We start from the raw sequence: 24,028 nt of genomic DNA, 5'->3' as shown, positions 1-24,028 counted from the left end.
CTCCCTCTTGTCGTGATTAAAGTGACTGACGTTTGGCCATGTCTGCGAACAGACCCGGTTTTGATATCAGATCGTCATAACTTCCCGTCTGGACCAGCTTTCCCCTGTCCATCACCAGAATGCGGTCGACATGGCGAACGGTGGACAGCCGGTGCGCGATAAGAATTCGAGTTGCGTTCAGCTCACGCAGCGATGTCATCACAATATCCTGCGTCGTGTTGTCGAGCGCACTGGTTGGCTCATCAAGCAACAGAATGGCCGGACGCTGAACCAGCGCACGGGCAATCATCAGGCGCTGGCGCTGCCCCCCGGACAGGGTATTGACACCCTCGGTGATGACCGTATGCATTCCCATCGGCAATGCTTCGATATCCTTGTCGAAACCAGCAAGCCGGGCTGCCTGCCAGGCATCATCCTGGGTCAGGGTTGTCGAACCGACGATGTTTGTGAAGATGCTGCCATTTGTCAGCTTTCCATGCTGCAGAACAACCTGCATCTGGCGGCGAAGCCCTGAGATATCCATACTTTTCTGCGGTATCCCGTCGAACAGGATTTCACCGGACTCCGGCTTCTCGAACCCCAGCATCAACCGGACAAGTGTTGATTTTCCACTGCCGGAGGAACCGACAATGGCAACATACTCATTTGGCCGAATCGTCAGCGACAGATCATCCAGAACAAGGGGAGCACCCTCCGCGTACCGAAAACCGAGATGGCTGATTTCAATGCCGCCCTGCAGGGTTTCGACAAGCAGGTTTTCCGCTTTCACTTCCGGCTCAGCTTCGATGATCGGGCGCATGCGTTCATATAACGGAATGACTGCCAGCGACCGGGTAAGCGCCGTCGACAGCGCCGTCATTGCCAGCAGAAACTGTCCGAAGGCTGTATTGAATGCGATGAAGTCACCGGTCGACATGATTTCTGCCGGTTCTTCTCCGCCCTTGGCCACCAGTGCATCCAGCGCCAGTTGATTCGCCGCATCTTCAATGAAAACGGATGCGGCAATAAAAATTACTCCCGTAGCGAGAACCGGGAAAACCGACTGGAACAAATCCTGATAGTTGGCAAACCGCTGGGCCTGAACAAACCGGCCCTTCTGTTCGGTAAAGAACTTCGCCCATCTGGCATAGGCCCTTTTCTCGGCAGCCGCTGCCCGCAGCTTATTGATGCCAGTCAGCATCTGCAGGATGAAGCCTTCGGCGCGCCCCTGATGCCTGATCCGCTCACGTTCATGTTCAAGCTGACGAATTCCGAGATAGATCGTGACCAGAATGGCGACCAGAACCATCGCCACCGCCACCAGCGCCAGCTTCCAGTTATAGAAGAAAAGCAATATCAGGCTGAAACAGCTGAACAGGACGCTCAGCAGGCTTTGCAGGGTTGTGCCGGTCAGTGTCTGGCGGATCGTCTGAACCCCGAGCACGCGGTCTGTCAGATCACCGACTGTGTAGCCCCGGAAGAACCGGGCCGGCAGCCGTAACGCCCGGTCAAAGATGGATGACTGCAGTGACAGGTCAGCCTGACTTTCGATCCGCAGCAGGGCGAATGACTTCACTGCCTCGAACACGGCTGCACCGAAGCTGGCGCAAACCAGCGCAATGATGATCTGCGCATGCTGAAACATGTCAGAGCGAGGCAGGACTTTTTCGATCAGCTGCCCCGTCATCACCGGCGTGAAAGCCGCAATCATACCGCCCAGAACACCCATCAGTGCGATACGCCGCAAATCCATCCTGATTTTCGGCATGATGAAGCCGATCAGCCCGCCAATGCCGGCAACCGTTTCCGGTAACGGCCTGTAGAGCATGACGGCTTCGACCAGAACATCCGCAGCAATAGCGGCAGTCACGCGTTTGTCGGTGCCCTGTTGCGGGTCAAGAATCCGATAACCTCCACCCGCAACCGGTAACAGGGCAACCGGGCTGTTGTCGGCTTCAAGATAGCCAATCAAGGGCCCGTTATCGCTCTTCCACCAGCGGTCCCGCAGCAGAACCGGACGGGTGCGAACCCGATAAGTCAGGGCCAGCGCATCAATGGGGCTTACACCAACGCCCGCCCTGAGTGACATCGGGGTTTCACTGCCCTCAATCTCCTGATCACGGGCGACAATAAGAAAGGCCCGGTGCAGCGGATCATGAACATCGCCAAACATCTCGGCAGGAAACCGGGACGGCCGGATGGTCGAGGCCATCCCGAGCAGCGCATCCTCCAGCGCCCTGCCCTCGACCTCACGCGTTCTGGTCAGTTGTGCCCGAACAAGTTCATCAGCTTCTGCAATGCGGACAGCATACATATTCTGACAAACAGTCAGAAACCCTGACAGGGCAGTATACCAGCTGCCATCGACAACCAGATCTGCTGACCCGAGGCAACTGACCTGCTGGCTGTCCGTTACCTCTGCCCAGGCCGAAGATGTGACCGGCAGGCAGGTGGCGTTCAGGGCGGTATCCCCATACATCAGCAGGTCACTCCCTGCCCGCAGCCAGACCGGCCTGTGGCCCGTGCCGAAGGCCGCGATAGCCCTGTGCAGTTCCGAGTGGTCGCCAACGCCCATAACTGTCGTTGTTCTGGCTGGCCGGCCATGCTCGAAGCTGTACAGATGCCCCTCTGCCAGACGGTCGAGCATTCCGGCGAGAACAGCCTCCGGAACAACCTGCATGGCGGCGGTCGTGATCTTATCAAGCACGACGGTGCCGACAGAACCGACAGCCTCAATAAAGTACCGGGATCCGGTTTCATTCGGCCCGCCCGGCGGAAGGCCGACCACCAGATCGCCCCGATGCGCACGATACAGACTGTAACGCCGGTCAATCCTGCCATCTTCGGAAAAACTGACCGCGAACACATCAAGATGTCCGTCCAGCACCAGTACTGCTGACTCAACATCTTCCAGATGCAGGGGAGTATTGCCTTCCGCTGCCTGACGTTCACCACCAAGCTGGTCGATATCAATCGAATTCAGAATCTGATCCGCGGTCTCCTGTGCCATCTGCCCTATCCCTCAATACCGATGAGACGGGTATAGGCACCGTTTGCCGCCAGCAGATCGTCATGCGTTCCCCGTTCAACGATCTGCCCCCGGTCCAGAACGATGATCTCGTCACAATCGCGGATCGTCGACATCCGGTGGGCAATGATGAGACAGGTACATCCCCGGCGGCGGAGATTGTCATCGACCAGCTTCTCAGTCACTGAATCCAGTGCCGAGGTCGCTTCATCCAGAATCAGGATGCGCGGATCACTGGCCAGCGCACGGGCAATTTCCAGCCTCTGCCGCTGTCCCCCGGAATAGTTCATGCCGCCTTCTTCAAGCATCCCTTCATACTGTCCCGGCCGCTCCATGACCTCTTCATGGATCGCGGCATCTTTCAGCGCCTGCGTCAGCGACCGGGTCGGGGTTGAACTGTTCCAGAGGCTGAGGTTATCGCGAACCGTTCCTTCAAACAGGAAGATGTCCTGATCGACATAGGAAACCGTGGCCGCAAACACATGCGGCGGGATCGTCTCTATCGGATATCCGTCGATACGGATTTCGCCCTCTCTCGGCGACAGAATTCCGGCAGCCAGCCGCCCCAGTGTGGATTTGCCACACCCCGACCCGCCAACCAGTGCAACCCGTGCGCCGGGGCGCAATTCCAGTGACACGCCGGTCAGTAACGGCGGATCAATCGGGCTATAGCCGAAGCTGACATTATCCAGTGTAATCTGGCCTGCCAGCTGGGCCGGGCCTTCCCAGTCCCCCTCGTCTGACGGGCCCCGTCCGGTATAGACGGAATGTGTCTCCACATCATCCAGCCGGGCGATGTCCCCTTTTACCTTCTGCAACTGTCCGCCAAGATCAACGAGAGCCTTAATCGGACCGGTAAAACTTGCCATCAGGGACTGAATGGCAACGATCGACCCGACCGACAGCGACCCTTCCATGACCCGATATCCCCCGACACCCAGTATCGCGGCAGTGGTGAGGGAGGTCATCAGCATCGGAAACGCCGTCAGCAGGGCGTTTGGTCCGCCCATATCCCGCTGCGACAACAACATCTTTGCCTGATACCCGGCCCAGTTCCGAAAGGCATCATTCTCTGTACCGCTGGCCTTCAGGGTTTCTGCTGCCCGCAGACTGCCCACTGTCGCGGCAGCAAGCTTACCGTAATCTGCCAGCAGCGAGCGGCTCAGGTCTTCACGCTTCCGGTTAACAACCTTCAGGGCGACCAGATTCATCGCGGCCATACCGAATGCAATGAGTGCCAGCAGGCCATCAAACAGGGCAATCGCCAGGCCATAGAAAATGACCATTGCCAGATTCAGGCTGTTGGTCGCCAGCTGACCGGACAGCAGCGTGGCGATCCGGTCATTAGCGGCCATCCGATCAGCCAGATCCCCGGCATGACGCTGATTGAAGAAATCGGCGGGCAGCCGAATCAGATGCCAGAGAAACCGTGACGCCATCGAAAGCGCGAGCTTGGTTTCCATGCGCAAAAGATAAGATTGTTGCAGCCATGTCAGCCCGCCGCGGAACAGGGCGGCGACACAAATGCCGAGAATCAGGGGGACCAGCCAGTCGCTTTTCTCATCAATCAGGATACTGTCGACAAAGATTTTCGAAAAACCTGCAATGGTAATGCCGGGGATGACCAGAGCCAGACTGATCAGCAGGACAAAGCACAATGCCGCCCAGGACCCGGAAAGCCGCTTGGAAAACGAGCCCAGCAGTCCGGGCGCTGTCCCCTGCTTCGCAAAGTCTTCACCCGGTTCAAACGCCAGCACGACCCCAGTGTAATATTCGCCGAATTCCTCAACCGGAATTTTCCTCGGTCCGCTGGCCGGGTCATTGATATAGGCATATCCCCCGCGAATACCTTCAAAGACCACATAATGATTGAAATTCCAGTGGATGATCGACGGCAGGGGCAGCGTATTCAGCGCATCCGGCTCTTTCTTGAAGCCCTTGGCCGACAGATTGTACTTCCGCGCCGCCTTCAGCAGATTGCTGGCCTTGCTGCCGTCGCGGGTAACGCTGGCATTGATCCGCAATTCTTCGATTGAGACCCACGCCCCGTAATGCGCCAGTACCATCGCCAGCGAGGCCACGCCGCATTCCACCCCGGTCATCTGCAGGATGGTGGGCGTTCGCACTCTCCGGTTCTTTTTTCCCCCTCCGGATTGCGAGAATGGCTTGGCAGCCTCACTCATCGGTCAATTGACAACTTCAGACCAGAAGCCGATCCCCGTATGTTTACGGATGAAAGGTATGATCAGGTTGATCGGCGGGTCTTCGCTGACGGTAATTTCAGCTTCGACTGTGGAGCCACCGGTTATATCCAGACGCGGGCCACCGCCGGAGGTCCATTTAAAACCGCTGACAGTCTGCGGATCAGCCATCAGGTTGACGCGGGTCGCATAAGGTGCGCCAGTTTCCGAATAGGCTGTCACCAGATCATCATTCTGCAGAACCGTAAGCATCCCCTGACGTGTCGCCGGAAAAGCTGACACTTCGGTCACAATTCCCAGAATTGACCCGTGCTCCTCTTTCTTTACAGAAGATGGCGAAATACGGACGGTCATACCCGGTTCCACCCGCTTGCCATCCTCCGTCGGAATATAGAGAACCGCCTGCAGCGCATCGCCGGTAGTGGCGATACTGGCAATTGCAGCACCGGCCTGCAGAACCGAACCTTCAAAAACCTTCAGCTCCGTGATTCGACCACTCGCCGGGGCAATGACCCGGGCATCTGCACTCATCCGGGTTTCAATCTCGCGCAGCTTGCGTTCGGCCTCTGATATCCGCTGATCAATGCCCGTCAGGTCTTTCTGGTGCATTGACCGGAGATCAAGTTTCTCTGCCTCGATTTCCAGAATGCGGTTTTGCGCCGTACTGATGTCCTGTACAGCAGCATTATAATCCACATTCGCTTCTTCAAGACGGTCATTGGTTGTGTAGCCTTTGGCGATCAATCCTTCGAGACCGGTAATCTTGGTTGCCAGAAAGGACCTTCTGTTCCGCGCCGCCTGAATGATCTGCTTCTGTGCTCTTATCTGCTGGGTAAAGTTGTTTTCCTTCAGCGCAAACTCTGCCGCGAACAGCCGTTCTCTCGTATCCCGCTCGTCGCGCCGTTCCGCCAGCATCTCCAGCGCGCCAATATATTCATCCTGCAGGCCGGTCTGCTCGATGGCCGCAATTTCCTGACCCTTTTTTACGAAATCATTCCGGTCAACCCGCAGATTGATCACGGTGCCGGCAGACGGGCTCATCGCATCAATGATGCGTCCTCCCGTATTGACCAGAATACCCTTCCCCTCAACCTGGTCCGGTATCCGCCCGAAAACGCCCCACACAACAGCAACCGACAGCAGCAGAAGCAGCGTCAGCAGTGCCAGCCAGCCAAAAGTATCTGATATCGGAACCAGCCGGTCGAGTTGCTCCGGCGATGACAGCCGGTCGAGCGCCGCTTTGCGGAAAAGTTTCCGCGGTTGACCATCAGGCAAATTCAATACCCCGCCACAGACATTCTAACGGGTCGTTCAAAACGCAATCCCCGGATGTTGCAATCTGGCATAGCACCTCCCTGACATTCATACCCAACCGGGAGATCAACAGCATTTACGTCCCATATTGTCCTTCCGAAACAACAATACGGGCAGAACAACCAGGAGATGCCGATCGTCCCCCCTCGTTGAATCAGCCCCCTTCACACAACGGCAATCCACAGAGTTAACCGGCTGATCACTTTCATGATCCGACGATATTGAACTTCTCTTGATGCTGTCCATGACTGGGGCTTCAAAATCAGTTGACCCTCTATTCCAACAGAACGTTAGGATGGAACCTTACCATCTGCTGTGGTTTCGTTCTGTTCTTGAAGCCGGTATCGACTGCCAAACGAAAACAGCTCAACAGAAGGCACCTGATGAATTCAGAAATCTCTCCTCCGGCAGTACCGGTCGTCCACTTCGACAGTCATGATTTCGATGCTGCGGACCGGTTTGATGTCTGGCGGGAAAATATCGGGGTCTTTTTTGATCTCGCGTCACCCGAAGGGGGAAAGCCCGCACAGGACATCCATGCCCGTATTGATGCCTGTAATCTCGGCGAGACCGTGTTTGGCGTCACAAGGTCGGAATCTCAGCTTTTCTCCCGGAGCGAAAGCCGGATCGCAAAAGACGACATGGATCACATTCTGGTTCAGGTTTTTCTGGAAGGGGGCGGTCTCGCCGAAGGTGACGAACGCATTGTTGCCGGCGACATGCTGATCATCGACATGGACAAACCGCATGCGATGCTCAACACCGACTTTGCCAATCTCACGCTGGTTCTGCCCCGCGACCTGCAGCCGGATTTGTCGGAACTGCTCGCCCCGCAGCACGCGAAATGTCTGACATCAGCCAATCCGATGGTCAGATTCATGACTGATCATATGCAGGCCTTGTGGAAAAGCGTCCCTGATATGGACATGATCCAGGCCGCCGGCGCCCTGCAGGGCACACTCGGACTGATGGAAGGATGGCTGGCACAGGAAGGGCGCATCGACCCGGACAGTACGCCGGAAGTCTCCGCCGCACTCGGCAAATCGATCCGTGCTCATATCGAAAAACATCTGTCCGACCCGGTTTCCCCCGGGGAGTTGGCGAAGACCTTCAACATTTCACGGTCCCAGCTCTACCGGATATTTGATCCCTATGACGGAGTTGCACGGTATGTCTGGGAACGCCGGATGCAGCGCAGTATCCGCCTGCTGACCCAGCCCCAGTCTGATCATCTGTCAATCGGCGCCGTTGCCTTCGAATGCGGCTTTTCCAGCGAGGCCCATTTCAGCCGCGCTTTCAAGGCACGCTTTGGCAAATCCCCCAGCCACCTGCGCATGGAAGCCTCAGGCAACCACTATCTCCGCGACGGAATATCAGCGGCGGCTGAAGACTCCGCCGAATTTGCCAGCTGGATACGTGAACTGGCAAAATAGTCGTTCTGCTGTCGGCACTTTTTCGGTCAGGCTGACCGCTCAGCCGCCGGGGTCATGGCGAGCAGGAATAATATCACTGCATACGCACTGCACCACTGCTGCAGTTGATCGGCAGACCTGCTGCAACCATTTCCAACTCGAAATCTGTCAGTTCGTCATCGTTCGACACATCTTCAATAAAACCATCGAACTGCGAAATCGCAGCCCCGGCCTCTTCAGCTGTGAAAACAAACCCCTTTTCCCGACCCAGTTCCATTGCGGTTTTGATGAACAAGGCCTCATCTTCAATCCCTGCCAGCAAACTGACCATCTCATCGTCCCGGCGGGCAACCTTGTAAAACTCCATCACTGCGTCACTCATAGGTACTCTTCCTCCATTTAAACCGTCTGTCTCCGAATACGGAACCTGAAATCGACGGAAGTACTTTACACGGAATTCTCAGAATATCTTTGTAAGTCCGTCCCAAAAATACTGTCTCAGTGTTTACCAAGGCAGAATTTTATTAGCGCCCGCCTGTATAAAGTTCCTGTCAGAACATTTTGAAAGTTACCGAGAAACCTCTGACCTGGGGCGACAGTCTTCACAGGCTTATTCAGGTATATGCATAACCGGGATACCCGGTATTTATCTTCATAATCCAATGTATATCCCGGGAGTCTGCGCCTCAATCTATGGACCGGGGCAAAGTATAAACATGCCCTGTTATGCTTTATCTTTACTCGAATCGATGATGTCTGGCCTGCGCATACCAGCCCTTTCCGGAACGACTAATCACGGGAACGTAAAATCGCTCAACTCATGTCCCCCCGCTATGAGTATTCGTTGGTGCTCCGGCAGCGACCATTTCCAGTTCAAAGTCAGTCAGTTCGTCATCGTTCGACGCATGTTCAATAAGAACTTCAAACTCCGAGATCGCAGCCCCGGCCTCTTCAGCTGTGAAGACAAACCCCTTTTCCCGGCCCAGTTCCATTGCCGTCCTGATGAACATCGCCTCATCAGAAATTCCTGACAGCAAACCGACTATTTCTTTGTCCCGGCGGGCGACTTTGTAAAACTCCATCACTGCATCACTCATAGCTGACCACCTTTCTTAAGCAGGCTGTTGACCTCAGGTACGAAACCCAAGTTTGATCAGTTCTAATATCCTGAAAATTCAAAAACCTGTTACATCCACGTCCCAAACCTGTTGTCTGGGCATTTCACAAACCTATTCGCACGGTTGTCCAGACAGGGCTTTGAATGAATGTTTAACCATCAGGCACCGCCGTCAGACATGGTGCCATTTACGGATGAATTTTAAGGCCAGCTGATGAAATCCTCTCTCACAATTGACATCACCCTCTGAATTCTGGATTCCTTGAGCCATCACAAAGATAATCGCGATGATTGCAGTATCCTCGCTTCATCAACGCAGATAAGGAAATACAAAATGTACGGACGCCTTCTAGCCGCTTTTATCATGATTCTTGGCACCGCCGGGGTCGCCAGCGCACAGGACATCAAAGGCGATGCTGATGCCGGGGCCAAGGTTTTCAAGAAATGTTCCGCCTGTCACAAAGCCGATGAGGCAAAAAACACGATCGGTCCGCATCTGGTAGGGATTATAGGTCGCCCGGCCGCATCTATTGAAGACTTCAAATATTCCAAGGCGATGACTGAAAAAGCCGATGCCGGTCTGATCTGGACTGAGGCCGAACTGGCCGATTATCTGAGGAAACCGTCTGCCAAGATCAAAGGCACCAAAATGTCATTTCCCGGCCTGAAGAAAGAAAAAGACATCGCAAATATCCTCGCCTATCTGGCATCTCTCCAGAATTAATCACCGGTTTCCGGCTTACAGACATGCCCTGTCCCGGAAACGCCGGGCAGGGCATCTGGAAGGTTTATGACTCTCCCCTGATCACAACAGACGGAGCGTCCTGATGCCGGGCGATAATACGTACACCGCTAATTTTCCGAACCAATACCTGCATGTCAGCCTCCGTCATCATCACCGCAGCCGTCGACAGGCCATCGGCCATCGCTGCTGACTGGTGCAGGACACTGACCCGGCTCCATATCTGCCCGTCAGGCAGCCCGGTCAGAGGATTCAGGATATGACCGGAACCGTCGGAAAACATTGTCCCGACAGTCGCAGAGGTCGCCAGCCCCATATCTGAAATACGGATGGTTTCTTCCGGGAGGTCATCACCATGAACCGCAAGACCAACCGGCCAGGACTGGCCGTCAGCCTGATGTCCCAGCGCTGATATCTCGCCGATATTCACCACTGCATTATCAAGTCCTTCAGCCCGCAATACGGCACAGATCCGGTCCGTAACGAAACCCTGTGCAATACCGTTCAGGGTGATTTGCATGCCGGCTTCGGCAAACCGCACCGATCTGCTGTCATACCCGACCCGTTGCCAGCCGACACGCTTCAGTATCCGGTTTATCTCAGCGCCGGATGGTCGCCCGCCCTGTTCTGCATAAGCAGCCCAGAGGGGTTGCACCGTCGGGTCAAAACGCCCGGCTGTTACCCTGTGGATACCGCTCACTGCGGAGAAGAGCGAGAGCATCTCCGGCGCCGGATTCCTCAGAACCCCGTCTCTGTTGAGACGGGAAAGCTCGCTGTCTGTCCGATAAAGACTGAAGATATTCTCCAGCCGGTTGATTTCTGCCAGCGCCAGACCGATCAGACGCCGTGCATCCTCCCGCTGCATTCCGGATATGATCAGTCTGGCGTCCGCCCCAAGCGCAACACCCCGCCAGGTCTCCGTCTGTGCGGCAAAAGCCCCTGGCACTGCCGATCCCAGTGCAAGTCCGGCAGTGATCGTCATAAACCTGCGTCTTGTAAGGCTCATTCTGTCGCTCCCGTAGTAATATTGGTCTGCAATTTCAGATCTACCGGGCCAAGGACATAGGCATCCGGGATCATATCAAGCGACCGGACCTCACCACCATGCCGGGCTGTGAAAGCTTCCGCCTGATCTTTCGATCCGAACGGGATTGCTTCGGGTGCTCCCATGCCACCGGCCCGTGTACTGCCAATAACGAAGAACGCCTTGTTGATATCAATCCAGGTATCATTCTCCGGGTAATCCCAGCTGGTCGCCCGGCCCATGTCATTGACGTAGATCGAAACCGGTTCCAGCGTTTCTTCCGGCATGCGGGTATAGGCTATCGCGTCGCGTACCTGTGAGAACCAGACCGGGAACTGAATATCCTTCAGATGTATCTGCGCCTTTGGCCCTGTATGCTCGAGTATGTTCATATTGCAATAATGACCGAGAGCTTCCTCGGTCAGCGCAACAGGCCCCGGCGCTATAATCTGCGCATCCTGTTCGCTGCAGCCGCCGGTCAGCAGCAGACCGGCAATGATGAATGTCGATGACATCAGCCTTGTGATCACGGCTGTATCCTTTTCAGAATAACGGTTGAAGCGACAAGCCCCAGGCCCATCCAGATGAACGGGCTGATTATTGCCAGATGGGGCGAGAAAGGCATGGCGCTGCCATTCGCTGCCAGCCCCGTTGCCGCTTCAGCCAGACCGATACCGGCCATGTTGAAAACGCGAAAGGCGTCTGCCGGATTGGCGACAAGAAGATAGGGGAACAGTGTCTTGGCAAACAGACCATCCGAACTGGCCAGCAGCCCGCCAAGCAGCGCCAGATCATAAAGCACCACCGAAAACAACCAGATCGCCACGGCCAGCGCCGCCGCAGTACCGGTCTGCCGGACACTGGCACTGGCGACATATCCGATGGTGATGAAGGTCGCGCCAAGAGCAATGCTGGTCATAATTAAGCGGGCAAGGTCGCTGACCCCTGCAACCCCGGTATTCTGGCCCGTCCAGTAGGCAACGGCACCGGCAATGCCATATCCGGACAGCACGGCAATGCCGAGCACGAACACATGACCGAGAAACTTCCCAATCAGAACCTGACCACGCGACACCGGGCTTGCGAAGGTCAGTTGCAGGGTGCCCCGGTCGATTTCACCGGCAATCGCATCAAAGGACAACAGCAGGGCAATCAGCGGCACAAGATAGACTGAAAGCGTCGACAGACTGGCCACCATGACACTCAGGCTATCAGCCTTTGTCGCCCCCGTTGGCGCACTGCCAAGCAGAACCAGCAGCAGAGCGAAGACCAGCAGGATCAGTGTCGACAGCACAACCCAGCGATTGCGGATACCAATCCTGATTTCAGTCTGGGCAATGGCAAGAATGGCGTTCATGGCTTCTGTTCCGTCACATCATCCGCCGTCAGGAAATAACGATAGATTTCATCAAGGTTCGGTGGCGAGACATCGACATCATTCACCGCATCTCCCAGCGCCGATATCTCGGAAAGACGGGCCATCTTGTCAGGCTGGAGACAACTGAGTTCCACCGACAGACCATTGACACGGTCGCCACCGAGCGCCCGGTGAACCGCCTCAACATCCCGCAGGTTTGAGCGAATGCGGATACGTACCGGCAGATTTGCCGAACGCTGCAATTCAGCGAGCGGCGCATTGGCAACAAGTTCACCCCGGCGCAGAATCGCAACACGGTCGGTCTTGGCCTCCAGTTCACTAAGTCCGTGAGAGGACAGCAGCACCGCAGCCCCGGCGTTGGCGATGTCTGAAACCAGATCATAGAATCTTTGTCGTGACAGCGGATCCAGACCGGATGTCGGCTCATCAAGCAACAGCAGCTTCGGCTTGCCGACCAGCGCCTGCGCCAGCCCGAGACGCTGTCTCATCCCCTTTGAATAAGTCCCGCAGCGACGATCCGCTGCATCAACCAGATCGACCTTCTCCAGAGCGGCCGCGACCTCGGCATTATCAGCGGATTTCAGTTTTGCGTAATACGAGACGACTTCTCGCCCCGTCAGCATTTTCGGAAAGGCAACATTCTCTGGCAGGTAGGAGACATACCGGCGCGCAGATGGACTGCCGGGAGGATGTCCGTTTACATCGGCTGTCCCGGCATCTGCCCTGATGAAACCCAGAACAATTCGAAACAGGGTCGTTTTTCCCGCCCCGTTATGACCCAGCAGGGCGACGCGCTCGCCCGGCGCAACATCAAGGCTGACATCCCGCAGCGCCTGAACAGATCCGAACTGTTTTGAAATTCCCGTTGTGCGCAGAATCATGGTCATTGTATCCGCGTCTCCTGAGTGATTTCGGATACTGACCGGACAGCAGGCCGCATCAGCGGTTTCTCATCCACCACCCCGCCGGGAAGCAATGCCGGGAACTCTTTCTGCGCCCAGCGGATCAACTGGACAGCCGGGCTCCCCAGCAACAGCTTCGCCGAGGGCTGAGTCCAGAGAACCTGGTCCATGGCGTCATTGGGGCGGAAGGGCTGATCGGCTATGCCATCGCCATTGACGTCATAGGCGCTGTGGTCGCTCCAGTAATTACCCGACCATCTGTGATCCCTGGAACCGACAAATTTCACCTGCGTACGGTTGCCGACGAATGAATTACCGATGATCTCGTTCCGTTCGGAACCCGCAGTGAAATGGATTCCGATCTGGCAGCCTTCAAAATGATTGTATTGCATCAGGTTCTTGTTTGCATTGTACATGAACAGACATTTCTCTCCGCCATTGCGGACAAGATTGCCTTTCAGTTCGGAACTGTTGGCATAGTTCAGCATGATTCCGTGATCGCGGTCATTGATTGATGTGTTATCAACAATACTGACCCGGCTGCTGAACATGATCGCATAACCGAGATGGTTTCCGATCGACAGATTACCCGTCACGTCGCTGTCGTTCGCGTACATGTAGTGAACTGCAAACCGAAGATCTTCGAACCGGTTATTCCGGAATGAATTATCCCGGCTGGAATTCACGAAGATCCCGTCACGGCCGAATTTTACGCTGTTACCGGTCACCGTGGCACCGGGTGCGTTCCAGACATAAATGCCGTTACCGCGACGGTTCATCAGACGGTCCTGACGTCCGGTTATCGTATTATTCTCAACCCGCGCATCATGTGCGCCATGAATATCAACACCATACAGGTTGCCCTCGAAGTAATTGTCGCGGACGACGGCCCCTGTTGCTTTCTGGGTCAGCTGAACCCCGCTGTCGATTGTCTGGTGGCTCGACCCGGATCCCGAGATATGAAGACCGGCAATAACCACGCCCGGCGTATCAATTGTGATCACGGACCCTTTTCCGCCGCCCTGCAGCCGGGAGCTTCCGTTGCCGATAATTTCAACAGGACGGGTCAGGACAAGACCACCTGTATAGATACCGTCTCCAAGCAGTAACCGGTCACCGGCAGCAGCCTGATCGACGGCCCGCGCAAGCCTGTTGTCGCCCGGGATGACAACCACATCGGCGGCCAGCGCCGATGTGGTCAGCAATATCCCGAGAAACAAACCCGACAAAACGCGAGCCGTCGATCTCATCGGGCGGTTCCTTACGCAGCCGACGGTTCGACAAACATGCGCCCGCGCATTTCCATGTGCAGCGCATGACAGAACCACTGGCAGTAGAACCAGTGGACTCCGGGACGATCCGCCGTAAACGTCACCGAGGCGGTTGCCTGCGGTGCCACTTCCATCGCGATGCCATAGTTCGACAGACAGAACCCGTGGGTCACATCATCCACATCATCCAGATTGGTGATGTAGACCGTAACCTCATCACCCTGTTTGACCGTGAACTTCTCCAGACCAAACTGCGGAGCAACCGATGTCATATAAACACGAACCTTGTTGCCGTCGCGGATGACTGTGTCATCAGCTTCAAGGTCGACACCGTCAGCTTTCGCCTGCTTCACCGCATCGGCAAACATCGGATCCTTGCGGTCCCATACATTAACCGGTTTCACGATATCTGAACGAACGATGATGCTGTCATGCGGTTCCGCGAAAGTCGGACCGTCATGCACCACCTTCATCTCATCACTGGAGATGTCGATCAGCTGTTCGTTTTCCGGCTTCAGCGGCCCGACATTGATGAACCGGTCCTTGGAGAACTTGTTCATCGAAATCAGCCATTCACCATCAGCTTCGGCTGTTTCACCCATCGAGGTCGAGTTATGGCCGGGCTGGTAATGGACATCGACCTTGGAAATGATCGGATCAACATCCTCACCGGCAAAGGCCCGGATCGCCTTGTCCATGTTCCATTTGACCACCTGACTGTCGAGGAACAGTGTCGTGAAAGCATTACCCTTGCCATCGAAAGCAGTGTGAAGCGGGCCGAGACCCAGTTCCGGTTCACCAACGATGCAGGAGCGCGGGTCCGCATTGCTGTCGAACAGGGCATCCACCTTGGTCACATCAATGATCGAAACTGTCGGCGACAGTTTGCCATTAATCACAACATGCTTCTTGTCAGGGGCCGTGTTGCAACCATGCGGACTGTTCGGGATGGGTATATAGCGGGTGTAGTTTTTGTTCTTACCCTTGCGCCCGTCGATGACCGGCACACCATTCAGCATCTGCACGTCCCCGGATTTCACACCGGCTTCGATGGCCTTGAGATTGAACACCACCACATGATCGAGTTCATTCTCGGTCATTTCGGCAAGGTTCATGCCCATCTCTGAATTGTAACTAGTCGAGAAAGCGTACTTGCCCTGATAGTCACAATCCGTGTTATCGAGGTTCCCCGATACCATGACCTGCCAGGCAACCTTCATTTCGTCGCCATCGATAGCTGTGAAAATATTCACATACTGCGACGGGTCATCGAGAATTCTGCCGTCATTGACCAGCGGTGCCTCATGTTCACCATTGGCGAAGACATACCCGGTGCGCGGAAACTTCTGCGGGCGCATGCCATGAATGTCATGTGCGTTCGGGATCTCGATGATCTTGTCGCATTTCATGACGTCACACCGAATTCTGGCGACCCGTGTATTCGCCTTGTCATTGGCAAAAATATACCGGCCATCATAGGTGCCGTCAGTAAACGACATATGCGGATGGTGGAGATCACCATTGTCATATGTCTTCATGCCCTTGGCCGCGAGGAACTTTTTCGTCTCTTCGGTCAGACCTTCCGTAAGAATTTTCAGACTTTCGTTAGTCTGGCCCCACCCGGTTGCCGAACAGCGGTTGAATACCGGAACACGCATCAGTTCCCGCATTGACGGAAACCCCAGAATACGGAGCTCTCCGCTCTGACCAGATGACCAGAAACCGTAATAGGGATCCAGTTCACCTGGCTCAAGGTTGACCTTCGGTGAACCCGCCGCCTCGGCTTTTCTGACTCCTCCGGAGAAAAGTCCCCCGGCAAGACCACTCCCGGCAGCAAATGTGCCCGCGGCAGTCGCGGTCATCAGACCACGCCGCGAAAGGCCTTTGGCCCGTGTTTCTTCTGCTGACATATCGCTAATTCCTTTCAGATTGTTGAAACGCGGCAATCACTCTGCCGATGGTCCTGTTATTTCCTTTTTCAGGCCGTCTGGCTGAGCTGATTCGGGTTGGCTTAACGCCTCAAAACGCAGACGTTTCGCGACTTTCTTGATACAGACCGGACATTTGGTGTCGCTCTGATAGAGCACCTGACAATGCAGGCACTGATGACATTCATTCGGGTTGATGTGACCTTCCGGATGAATCGCCTGCACCATGCATTCGTTGGCGCAACGCTGACAGGGGTTGCCGCATTCGCGGTAACGCTTCAGCCAGTCGAACATCCGCAAACGTGCCGGGATGGCGAGCGCCGCCCCCAGCGGACAAAGATAACGACAGTAGAAACGCTCGATGAACAGGCCCGCACCGAGCAGAATCACCACAAACAGGACATAGGGCCAGCCGCGCTGGAACTTCAGGATGATTGCCGTCTTGAAGGGTTCAACCTCGGCAAACCGTTCAGCCAGTTCAAGCGAGTAAAGCGACAGCCCGAAAAGTCCCAGGAAAACCATATATTTGATCGGCCACAGCCGTTCATGCAGTCCCCAGGGCAACGTATATTGCGGAATCTTTACGAAACGGGCGATCTTGTTGGTCAGTTCCTGCAGCGCCCCGAACGGGCAGAGCCACCCGCAGAACACGCCCCGTCCCCAGAACAACAGAGAGGCCGCAACCGAGAACCAGAGAATAAAAACCAGCGGGTCCATCAGGAATGCAGACCAGGAAAAACCTGCCATCACTGCAGAGAAGAATGCCAGAACATTGACAACCGACAGCTGGGCATTCGCATACCAGCCCAGAAAAACCAGCGTGAAGGTCAGGAAACCGATGCGGAACCAGTAGGTAAACCGTTCATGCCGGGTGACCTGCATCTGGAAAAAGAACACCAGCGTCAGAACAGCAATCGCCAGCCCCAGTATGGCGACTTCAAACTGCTTGTTCTGCCAGATTCGTTTCCATAAATGGCTGAGTTCATCAGGATCAGAGGCCGCGAGATCTCCTGCCGCCTGCGAGACAGGTTCAGGCGCGATATTCCGGACAAACCGGTCAGGCAGCCGGTAACCAAGATCAAATGTTATGAAGGTCTTGTCGATAGCGCCCACAGCCCGCTGCACAAGCAACTGCAGCCGAAAGGGATCGGTCGGGCTGAATCCCATATCCGCCGGAATTTTAAATATGTCCAGTTCCGTAAAAGATGGTGCGTCATCCGGTGCCAGCCGCCCCAGCCGCTTATGCTGCTTGTCGAAAAAACGGGCCGCTTCGTCACCCTGAATGAGCTGGATACGATCGAAAATTCCACCCCGTACATACCCCGAACCCTTGAAAGAGTATTTGCCCCGCCCCAGAACAAGGATCGCTTCTTCACCCTCTTTCAGCCAGGCAACCAGGTTTGCATATTCATCTTCACCGAGAAGAGTCCGGCCAATTTCAGGGGCGCTCACCAACGCCATCTGCAGATCAATAAATGTCGCCTCCGGATCGCCTTTCTCCGGGCGTTTGATGGCACGGGCATCACCGGTTTCCGCAAAGGCCTGATTGATTTGCCCGACATCGAGTCGCAAAGACCGGACAGAGCCATCGCCCGTCAGCGTCTGCCAGTCAGAAACCGGCACATCATCACCGGCAGGCCGTAGCATTTCACGAACCGGTCCGCTACTCGCTGCATCAGCTTTCAAACCGCCAAGACCTAATGACTTTGCAACTTTCAATCCGGCCCGCACGATTGAATCGTCAATCACCATAATCGTCACGGTAGCTCCCGATACGATATCAAGGTCATGAGCAGAGCCGCCGGCGGCAGCCTCACTGACCAGATCAAGACCGGCATATTTTTCCGTAACCGCTTTGATCTTCGCATCAGGAATACCGATCAGGACGATAGGTTCCGAATGTTTGACGAGGCTGACCCCGGTTACCTTTGCGTCATTATCGACCGCCATCACAATATGAATGGGCTTTCCCGAATAACCGGTGGTCGTGACGAAATCCGATGTCAGAAACACATAACCAATGACATCGCTTCCCCGGAGGGCCGGGATGACCGGAATGTCCGACCGCGGTTCACCCAGACGGTCCGCACCTGGAATCAGTGTTGAGAGATCAACCCTGTCGATAAATTTCGCAATGATCGGCTCACTGTGGCTGACCTGTGCGGTTGTCAGCACAAAAATCATCGCCACCAATATTTTCATAAGTGTCTTGCCAGCACGATTCATCTGGATATTTGTCCGGTTTCTCATGTTCTGACGGGATAATAGAGAAGGCTGAGCAACTGGCATTGTTCTGGATCAAACAATCGAAGATCTATTCCCTTACCGCAGAAATATTCAGCGGCAGGCCAACCATGACTGGCAGCAAACGGCCTTTGCGGCGGGATATGGCACCATCAGCGGTCATCTTCTTATTTTGCCGGCACCTCGCCCATCCGCATCTTGATGCCCCCGGACAGACAGGCCGAACGTTTTAGAGTTAACCGTCTGAACCCGTCGATATCCGGCATTTGCAAGAGCGCTACGCCGTCTGGTCTCTTGAATCAGAGGAGCCGGACCCTCCTTTGAATCAGGCTGCTGACTGCTCCGGTTTACATGACGCCGGCCTGGTTGAAGGCTTGTCACATTGCTTTCGAGACTCTCTCCCTCCTGATCAACCACCTTTCAGAGGTCGCATTTCTCACTGTCAGTCTTCACAAAAGCCTCATCCCGGCAGATCTGTTCTTATCTCTCCGTCGTATGGGTTTTAAGAAACTTAACGGTGGTTCAAACAGCCATATGCCGGTTCAATAACCATTATCCTGATCAAAATCACGAGCGAGGCGTTGTGTCTTCAGATCCAGTTATTTCATTACACGGTGTGAAGCTGTCATACCCCGCCCCGGAAGGTGACGTCCCGGTGTTGCGCGGCATTGATATGACCGTGAACCCCGGGGAGATTGTTGCCGTTACCGGTCCGTCGGGATCAGGAAAGTCATCGCTTATCGCCATAATCGGGGGATTGGAGCGTGCCACCGCCGGCAGGGTGAATGTCTTGGGCAGTGACCTCATGCAGGCAACTGAGGCAAAGCGTACTGCTTTGCGGCGCAACGACATCGGTATTGTTTTTCAGTCCTACCATCTGGTCCCGGCAATGACCGCATTGCAGAACGCAGCTATGCCACTCATGTTATCAGGTCAGAACTCTGGCACAGAAGCAGCCCAGAAGATGTTAGAGCGAGTGGGACTTGGTCATCGCATGACACACCGGCCGTCAGCTTTGTCGGGGGGCGAGCAACAGCGGGTTGCTATCGCCCGCGCCTTTGTAGCGCAGCCCGGGTTAATTCTCGCTGACGAGCCAACAGGTAATCTTGATCAGGAAACCGGAATTGATGTTGCCGAGACCATGTTCGCACTGGTGCGCGAAACCGGTGCTGCGATGCTGATGGTAACGCATGACACATCAATGGCCGGTAAATGTGACCGCACGATTTCCATCGATGCCGGCCTGATCGCAGCCTGACCCTGCAATGCGAAACACATCTCACAGCGCATTACCATTCACTGTTCAGGCACGTATTCTGCAAAAACTGCTCTCCGCAGAACTGGCTGCCGGAATCTACGGCCTGAAACTCTTTATCGCCTGCGTTTCCATCGCCACCTTTATGATGGGTGCCGTCTGGATGATGGGTGACAGCCTGTCGCAGTCGTTATCCGACAGCGGCACAACCCTGCTGGGGGGCGATGTCGCCGTCACAGTCGTAAATGTACCACTCGATGATGAGATCGTAGCAGAACTGGAAAATACCGGTTCTGTCTCCCGTGTTGCCGAATTGCGAAGTTCAGCAGTGGCTGGTGACGCCCGCGTTGCCGTGGAACTGAAAGCTGTCGACGAAGCATATCCCTTAAACGGTACCGTGCGTCTGCGGAGTGGGGAAAATCTGCACTCCGCATTACAGATGCGCGATGGTCGCCACGCAGTGGTTGCGGAACCGGGCCTCCTGAGCCGCCTCAACATTAATATTGGCGACACCATCAGACTTGGTGCACAGGACTTTATTCTGTCCGATACATTGTTAATCGAGCCCGACCGTTTATCGGCTGGCCGCTTTATGGTCGGTCCACGAATTATAATGCGCCTCGACGTTCTGATGCAGTCGGAGATGGCCCAGCGTGGCGCCATTATCGATTATCGCTACAGAATAAATTTCCCGCCCGGGATATCCGGCAGTGACGCGATGAACAAAATAGCCGCACTGCGTCCGGAAACCGGCTGGGAAATGGAAACGCCGGGTGATGCCGGCGACCGTGTTCGCCGCACCGTTAACCGGACAACCACCTTTCTGGGCATGACGGGGATTGTCGCTTTGGCGATTGGCCTGGCTGGTGCCTGGGCTTCCGGCAAGGCATGGGTATCCCGGCGCATACGAACGATTGCTTTGTACCGCCTCTCCGGCGCGACACCTGGCATCGTCATCAGTCTCCATGCCGCCATTATCGCCATTGCGAGTTCCGTCGGCGTTATCCTCGGTCTGAGCTTTTCTGCTCTTGTGACAGCACCGGTCATGCAGCTTATTTCTGCGAAGCTGCATGTGGTGTGGTCGGCAACTCATTTAGTCGGGCCGACAGCTCAAGTGGCATGGATCCTGATGATCGGGATAACCGGCACCAGTGTTCTGTCGCTGGCAGGTATTTCACGGCTGTCGCCGGGGGCTGCCATGCGCAGTGGCGAGGCCGATTTGCAGCCAGATAACCGGCAGCTCGGTACTGGCTTAGCCCTGCTCGGGCTGACGATGACCGCAGCAACGATCAGTTTACCCATTCCAGCGCTCGCGGGTATTGCTGCGGGGGGTCTGGCTGCAGTGGCGCTGGTTCTCGTCGGTGGTGGATGGTGTCTGGCAAGGTTGGCAACCTCGCGCCAGCCGCGCAACTTTATCGGCGTGGTAGCCCGTCAGGGTTTGCTGAACACAAATGCCGTTGCATTGCGGGCGGTTGCGATCGGGATTGGTATCGCAGGAATTACAGCAATTGTCGCGGCACAGAACTCACTGGAACAAGGCCTGCGGGCAGAACTGCCAGACCGTATTCCGGACCTCGTCCTGATTGATGTGCAGCCTGATCAGGTCACCGGCCTTAAAGCGCTGATCGATGCGGACCCGGATCTCGGAGGACTTCAGGCGAACCCTTACATGCGAATGACGCTGACCGCCGTTAACGGTGTGCCGGCAGAAGAGGCATTGTTGCGCGAGGACAAATCCTGGGTCATCGAGGGCGATCACAGCTTTTCGTGGACAGCAGAGCCTACAGGTGCTGAGTTGGTAGCCGGGGAATGGTGGGCACCAGATTATGATGGGCCACCTGTTCTTTCGCCCGAAGAAGATTTGCAGGAAGCATTCGACTTAAAACCTGGTAATGAACTTACCTACAGCGTTCTGGGGCGCTCCTTTACGTCAAAGGTCGTAAACATCCGCAAGGAATACCACCGGACATTTCGGCCGGAATATTTGTTGATGGCATCGCCCAATCCGTTCCGAGACGCTCCGCAATCCTGGATTATGAGCCTTCAGGGTGAAACGGATGCTGCAACAGATGCGCTCATCAACAGGCTGGCCACAACGTCACCCAATATCACCAGTATCGATATCCGGACACTGGTGGGGCAGGTAACAGAAGTGATCGATGGCGCCGTCCTGGCAACTCTGTTGATTGCCTTCATCCTGTTAGGTGCCGGCGGGCTCACGCTGGCGTCGGTTATTGCCGCAGAGGTTGATGCGCGCCGCCGTGAAGCTCTGGCCTTTACGTTAATCGGTGCATCGAGGTCAGAGATCGCATTAGCAAGATTATGTGAAGCGGCAAGCATCGGAGCAATCGCGGCTGTCATAGGTGGCGCAGCCGGTTGGGCCGGCGGTTTCTGGGCCGTCGATCAGGCGCTTCATGTTGCATGGGCACCGGGCCTGGTCTCGGCAGCGCTGCCGCTCATTCTGGGGGTAACGGCTGCAATGGCGGCTGCCATTGCCGGTGCATTGGGTGCCATGCCAAAAGGCCGCGGGCAAATCGTCCGACAACTCAGTTCGTGAAGCAAACACCCCGACTGAAGACCAGCCTTCAACCGTCACCACTTACAATCAGCGCTGTGATTTGCGACTTCCGTCAAACAGATAGCGGTCGCCATCGGGAGTAGAATATCGCGTTGTCAGCCTGCAAGACCGATCATCCGAACCGTACTCCACCATCAAGGCTACCTCACAAAAACTGTACGACGAGGCGGCAGCCTTCCTTGACAGCATCACGGCTGTATTGTCCGGCTAACCTCTTTGTTCCAACTTCCGGACGCAAAAAAGCCGCTGACCTGTTGAGGTAGCGGCATGATTAGTTGGTTGCGGGGGCAGGATTTGGTCAAGACCCTACGATATCAACCGCTATTTCAAACTTACTTCTAAATACAGAACTTTCGGACCTTTTGCGTCAAAGAGCTCCTCTCCTATAGTCGGCTAAAGATTTCGTCCTACGGCCAAACCATTGAACGGATCTGCTATGACATCCGGTTCCCACCCCTCCAACCAGCGTATCATTTCCAGCGCCATCGAGGATATCGCTGCTCAGCGATTCCCCCATCCTCACCTACTCTTAATAGCTGCATAAAAATGCCCAACACATAAATTGCAAGCGCATTCAAAAACAGAAACTCGGCAGAAGCATTTCCCACATAAGAATAGTCATTATCGAAATAAACATTAGGGTCAAAACCTGAATTGATCCGCCCCCACCAAACAACAGACCGTCGCTGGTGCTTTCATTCAACCGTAACAATCCTGAAACGATAAGATGGACTGTCGCAGCAGACATACAAATTCATCTATTTTCGTATGAAACCGAGCTTGTGGCTACAACTGCTCAAAAGATCACTTTCTATCATGATAAGATTTTATCAGCCCCTTTAGCTTGAAATCAGAATCCAGATGCAGTGCTTGCCTCGTTTTCTCTAAACGAGCGTCAATGCCAAACTCTCATCACAAACAAACCCACTTCTATAAATTGTAAAAATACAAAATTTTCTCATGCATTTTCATCAACCATACCAGCTGAGAAGGTTCTGATGCCCATTCGCACAGCGCTAACATCATAACGTTCTAAGATAGAGACAGCGCAATGAGAAACATGTAGTTGCCTGCCAGAACCCCATTGTTGACGGCAGAGCCACTCAATGCGATGATAAATTGTGTTTTTGCAATCAATCTACCGAGTAAAAAAAATATGACTTCCGTTGGAGAGAAAACTGTCGCCGCTGCGATCACAATGTCACAAGCGGCTAAGCTCGCTCAGCCAAGTAAAGAACTACAAGCAGCAATAGCTAAAGTTGCCTTAATCGACTTTTCTATGCTCAAAATTAAAATAAGTCACGATGAAGGTATGACGGCTGAAGCAGTGGACGAAATTGAGGATTTATACCGTAAATTTCTTGCGTTGAACCTGTATTATCCGAATCGTAAAATTTGCCCGACCGGTCCGATCGACTTGTTTTGGCACTATCATATTCTCGACACACAAGCCTACGAACGTGATTGTTTGTCGTTGTTCGGGCGTTTGTTGCACCACTTCCCCTATTTCGGCATGCGTGGCGCGCAGGATGAGTTAGATCTGGAACAAGCGTTTAACGAATCTGTCGATTTGTTTGTAAGTAGTTTTGGCGTTGATCCTACAGGTGGTGACACCTTGGCACGGTCGTGTAGATCCCAAAATTGTCCCTGACTGC

General features: G+C 54.8%; 17 protein-coding genes. 5 read left to right on the top strand and 12 right to left on the bottom strand.

Features of this window, described 5'->3' with window-relative positions:
- Positions 1-16: 16 nt before the first annotated feature.
- The 3 genes from GH722_19525 to GH722_19515 are packed head-to-tail and all read right to left on the bottom strand — an operon-like array spanning position 17 to position 6,489.
- Complete coding sequence (locus GH722_19525) at positions 17-2,989, bottom strand: NHLP bacteriocin export ABC transporter permease/ATPase subunit (GenBank protein MRG73954.1); 2,973 nt, start codon at positions 2,987-2,989, stop codon at positions 17-19.
- A gap of 5 nt (positions 2,990-2,994) precedes the next feature.
- The gene (locus GH722_19520; GenBank protein MRG73953.1) at positions 2,995-5,190 is read right to left on the bottom strand and encodes an NHLP family bacteriocin export ABC transporter peptidase/permease/ATPase subunit; all 2,196 of its coding nucleotides are present in this window, start codon (positions 5,188-5,190) and stop codon (positions 2,995-2,997) included.
- Positions 5,191-5,193: 3 nt separating this feature from the next.
- Positions 5,194-6,489, bottom strand: a complete 1,296-nt coding sequence (locus GH722_19515) for an NHLP bacteriocin system secretion protein (GenBank protein ID MRG73952.1) — start codon at positions 6,487-6,489, stop codon at positions 5,194-5,196.
- Positions 6,490-6,905: 416 nt separating this feature from the next.
- On the opposite strand from GH722_19515, the gene GH722_19510 reads away from it, so the two are divergent.
- Positions 6,906-7,955 (top strand): helix-turn-helix domain-containing protein, encoded by a 1,050-nt coding sequence (locus GH722_19510; GenBank protein ID MRG73951.1) that lies wholly within the window; start codon positions 6,906-6,908, stop codon positions 7,953-7,955.
- 73 nt (positions 7,956-8,028) lie between these two features.
- Here GH722_19510 and GH722_19505 read toward each other — a convergent pair whose 3' ends face one another.
- The gene (locus tag GH722_19505) at positions 8,029-8,316 is read right to left on the bottom strand and encodes a hypothetical protein (protein ID MRG73950.1); all 288 of its coding nucleotides are present in this window, start codon (positions 8,314-8,316) and stop codon (positions 8,029-8,031) included.
- Between the two features lie 436 nt (positions 8,317-8,752).
- Positions 8,753-9,031 (bottom strand): hypothetical protein, encoded by a 279-nt coding sequence (locus GH722_19500; GenBank protein MRG73949.1) that lies wholly within the window; start codon positions 9,029-9,031, stop codon positions 8,753-8,755.
- Positions 9,032-9,385: 354 nt separating this feature from the next.
- Between GH722_19500 and GH722_19495 the strand changes: the two genes are divergently transcribed.
- The gene (locus GH722_19495) at positions 9,386-9,775 is read left to right on the top strand and encodes a c-type cytochrome (protein MRG73948.1); all 390 of its coding nucleotides are present in this window, start codon (positions 9,386-9,388) and stop codon (positions 9,773-9,775) included.
- Between the two features lie 64 nt (positions 9,776-9,839).
- Here GH722_19495 and GH722_19490 read toward each other — a convergent pair whose 3' ends face one another.
- Genes GH722_19490 through GH722_19460 form a run of 7 tightly spaced genes read right to left on the bottom strand, consistent with a single transcriptional unit; the run spans position 9,840 to position 18,498 of the window.
- A complete protein-coding gene (locus GH722_19490) occupies positions 9,840-10,799 on the bottom strand; it encodes an FAD:protein FMN transferase (GenBank protein ID MRG73947.1) in 960 nt (319 codons plus the stop codon).
- A complete protein-coding gene (locus GH722_19485; GenBank protein ID MRG73946.1) occupies positions 10,796-11,332 on the bottom strand; it encodes a copper resistance protein CopZ in 537 nt (178 codons plus the stop codon). The genes GH722_19490 and GH722_19485 overlap by 4 nt, the downstream gene beginning before the upstream one ends.
- A gap of 11 nt (positions 11,333-11,343) precedes the next feature.
- Positions 11,344-12,174: an ABC transporter permease subunit gene (locus GH722_19480; protein MRG73945.1), complete on the bottom strand. Its 831-nt coding sequence runs from the start codon at positions 12,172-12,174 to the stop codon at positions 11,344-11,346.
- The gene (locus GH722_19475; protein MRG73944.1) at positions 12,171-13,082 is read right to left on the bottom strand and encodes an ATP-binding cassette domain-containing protein; all 912 of its coding nucleotides are present in this window, start codon (positions 13,080-13,082) and stop codon (positions 12,171-12,173) included. The genes GH722_19480 and GH722_19475 overlap by 4 nt, the downstream gene beginning before the upstream one ends.
- Positions 13,079-14,347 carry a nitrous oxide reductase family maturation protein NosD gene (gene nosD / locus GH722_19470; protein ID MRG73943.1) on the bottom strand — a complete coding sequence of 423 codons (1,269 nt, stop codon included), beginning with the start codon at positions 14,345-14,347 and terminating at the stop codon, positions 13,079-13,081. Before nosD ends, GH722_19475 begins: the two co-directional genes overlap by 4 nt.
- Before the next feature lie 11 nt (positions 14,348-14,358).
- Positions 14,359-16,278 (bottom strand): TAT-dependent nitrous-oxide reductase, encoded by a 1,920-nt coding sequence (nosZ, locus tag GH722_19465; GenBank protein ID MRG73942.1) that lies wholly within the window; start codon positions 16,276-16,278, stop codon positions 14,359-14,361.
- Positions 16,279-16,314: 36 nt separating this feature from the next.
- Positions 16,315-18,498 carry a 4Fe-4S binding protein gene (locus GH722_19460; protein MRG73941.1) on the bottom strand — a complete coding sequence of 728 codons (2,184 nt, stop codon included), beginning with the start codon at positions 18,496-18,498 and terminating at the stop codon, positions 16,315-16,317.
- A gap of 715 nt (positions 18,499-19,213) precedes the next feature.
- Here GH722_19460 and GH722_19455 point away from each other — a divergent pair.
- The 3 genes from GH722_19455 to GH722_19445 all read left to right on the top strand — a co-directional run bounded on the left by GH722_19455 (position 19,214) and on the right by GH722_19445 (position 24,024).
- On the top strand, positions 19,214-19,798 hold the full coding sequence (locus tag GH722_19455) for an ATP-binding cassette domain-containing protein (GenBank protein ID MRG73940.1): 585 nt from the start codon (positions 19,214-19,216) through the stop codon (positions 19,796-19,798).
- A 7-nt stretch (positions 19,799-19,805) separates the two neighbouring features.
- A complete protein-coding gene (locus GH722_19450; GenBank protein MRG73939.1) occupies positions 19,806-22,352 on the top strand; it encodes a hypothetical protein in 2,547 nt (848 codons plus the stop codon).
- 1,177 nt (positions 22,353-23,529) lie between these two features.
- Entirely contained in the window at positions 23,530-24,024 is a 495-nt protein-coding gene (locus tag GH722_19445; protein MRG73938.1) for a hypothetical protein, read from the top strand.
- The last annotated feature ends 4 nt before the right edge of the window (positions 24,025-24,028 follow it).

The sequence above is a fragment of the Alphaproteobacteria bacterium HT1-32 genome (assembly GCA_009649675.1).
In the GTDB taxonomy this organism is placed as follows: Bacteria; Pseudomonadota; Alphaproteobacteria; order Rhodospirillales; family HT1-32; genus HT1-32.
This window is presented reverse-complemented; position numbering and strand designations above follow the sequence as displayed.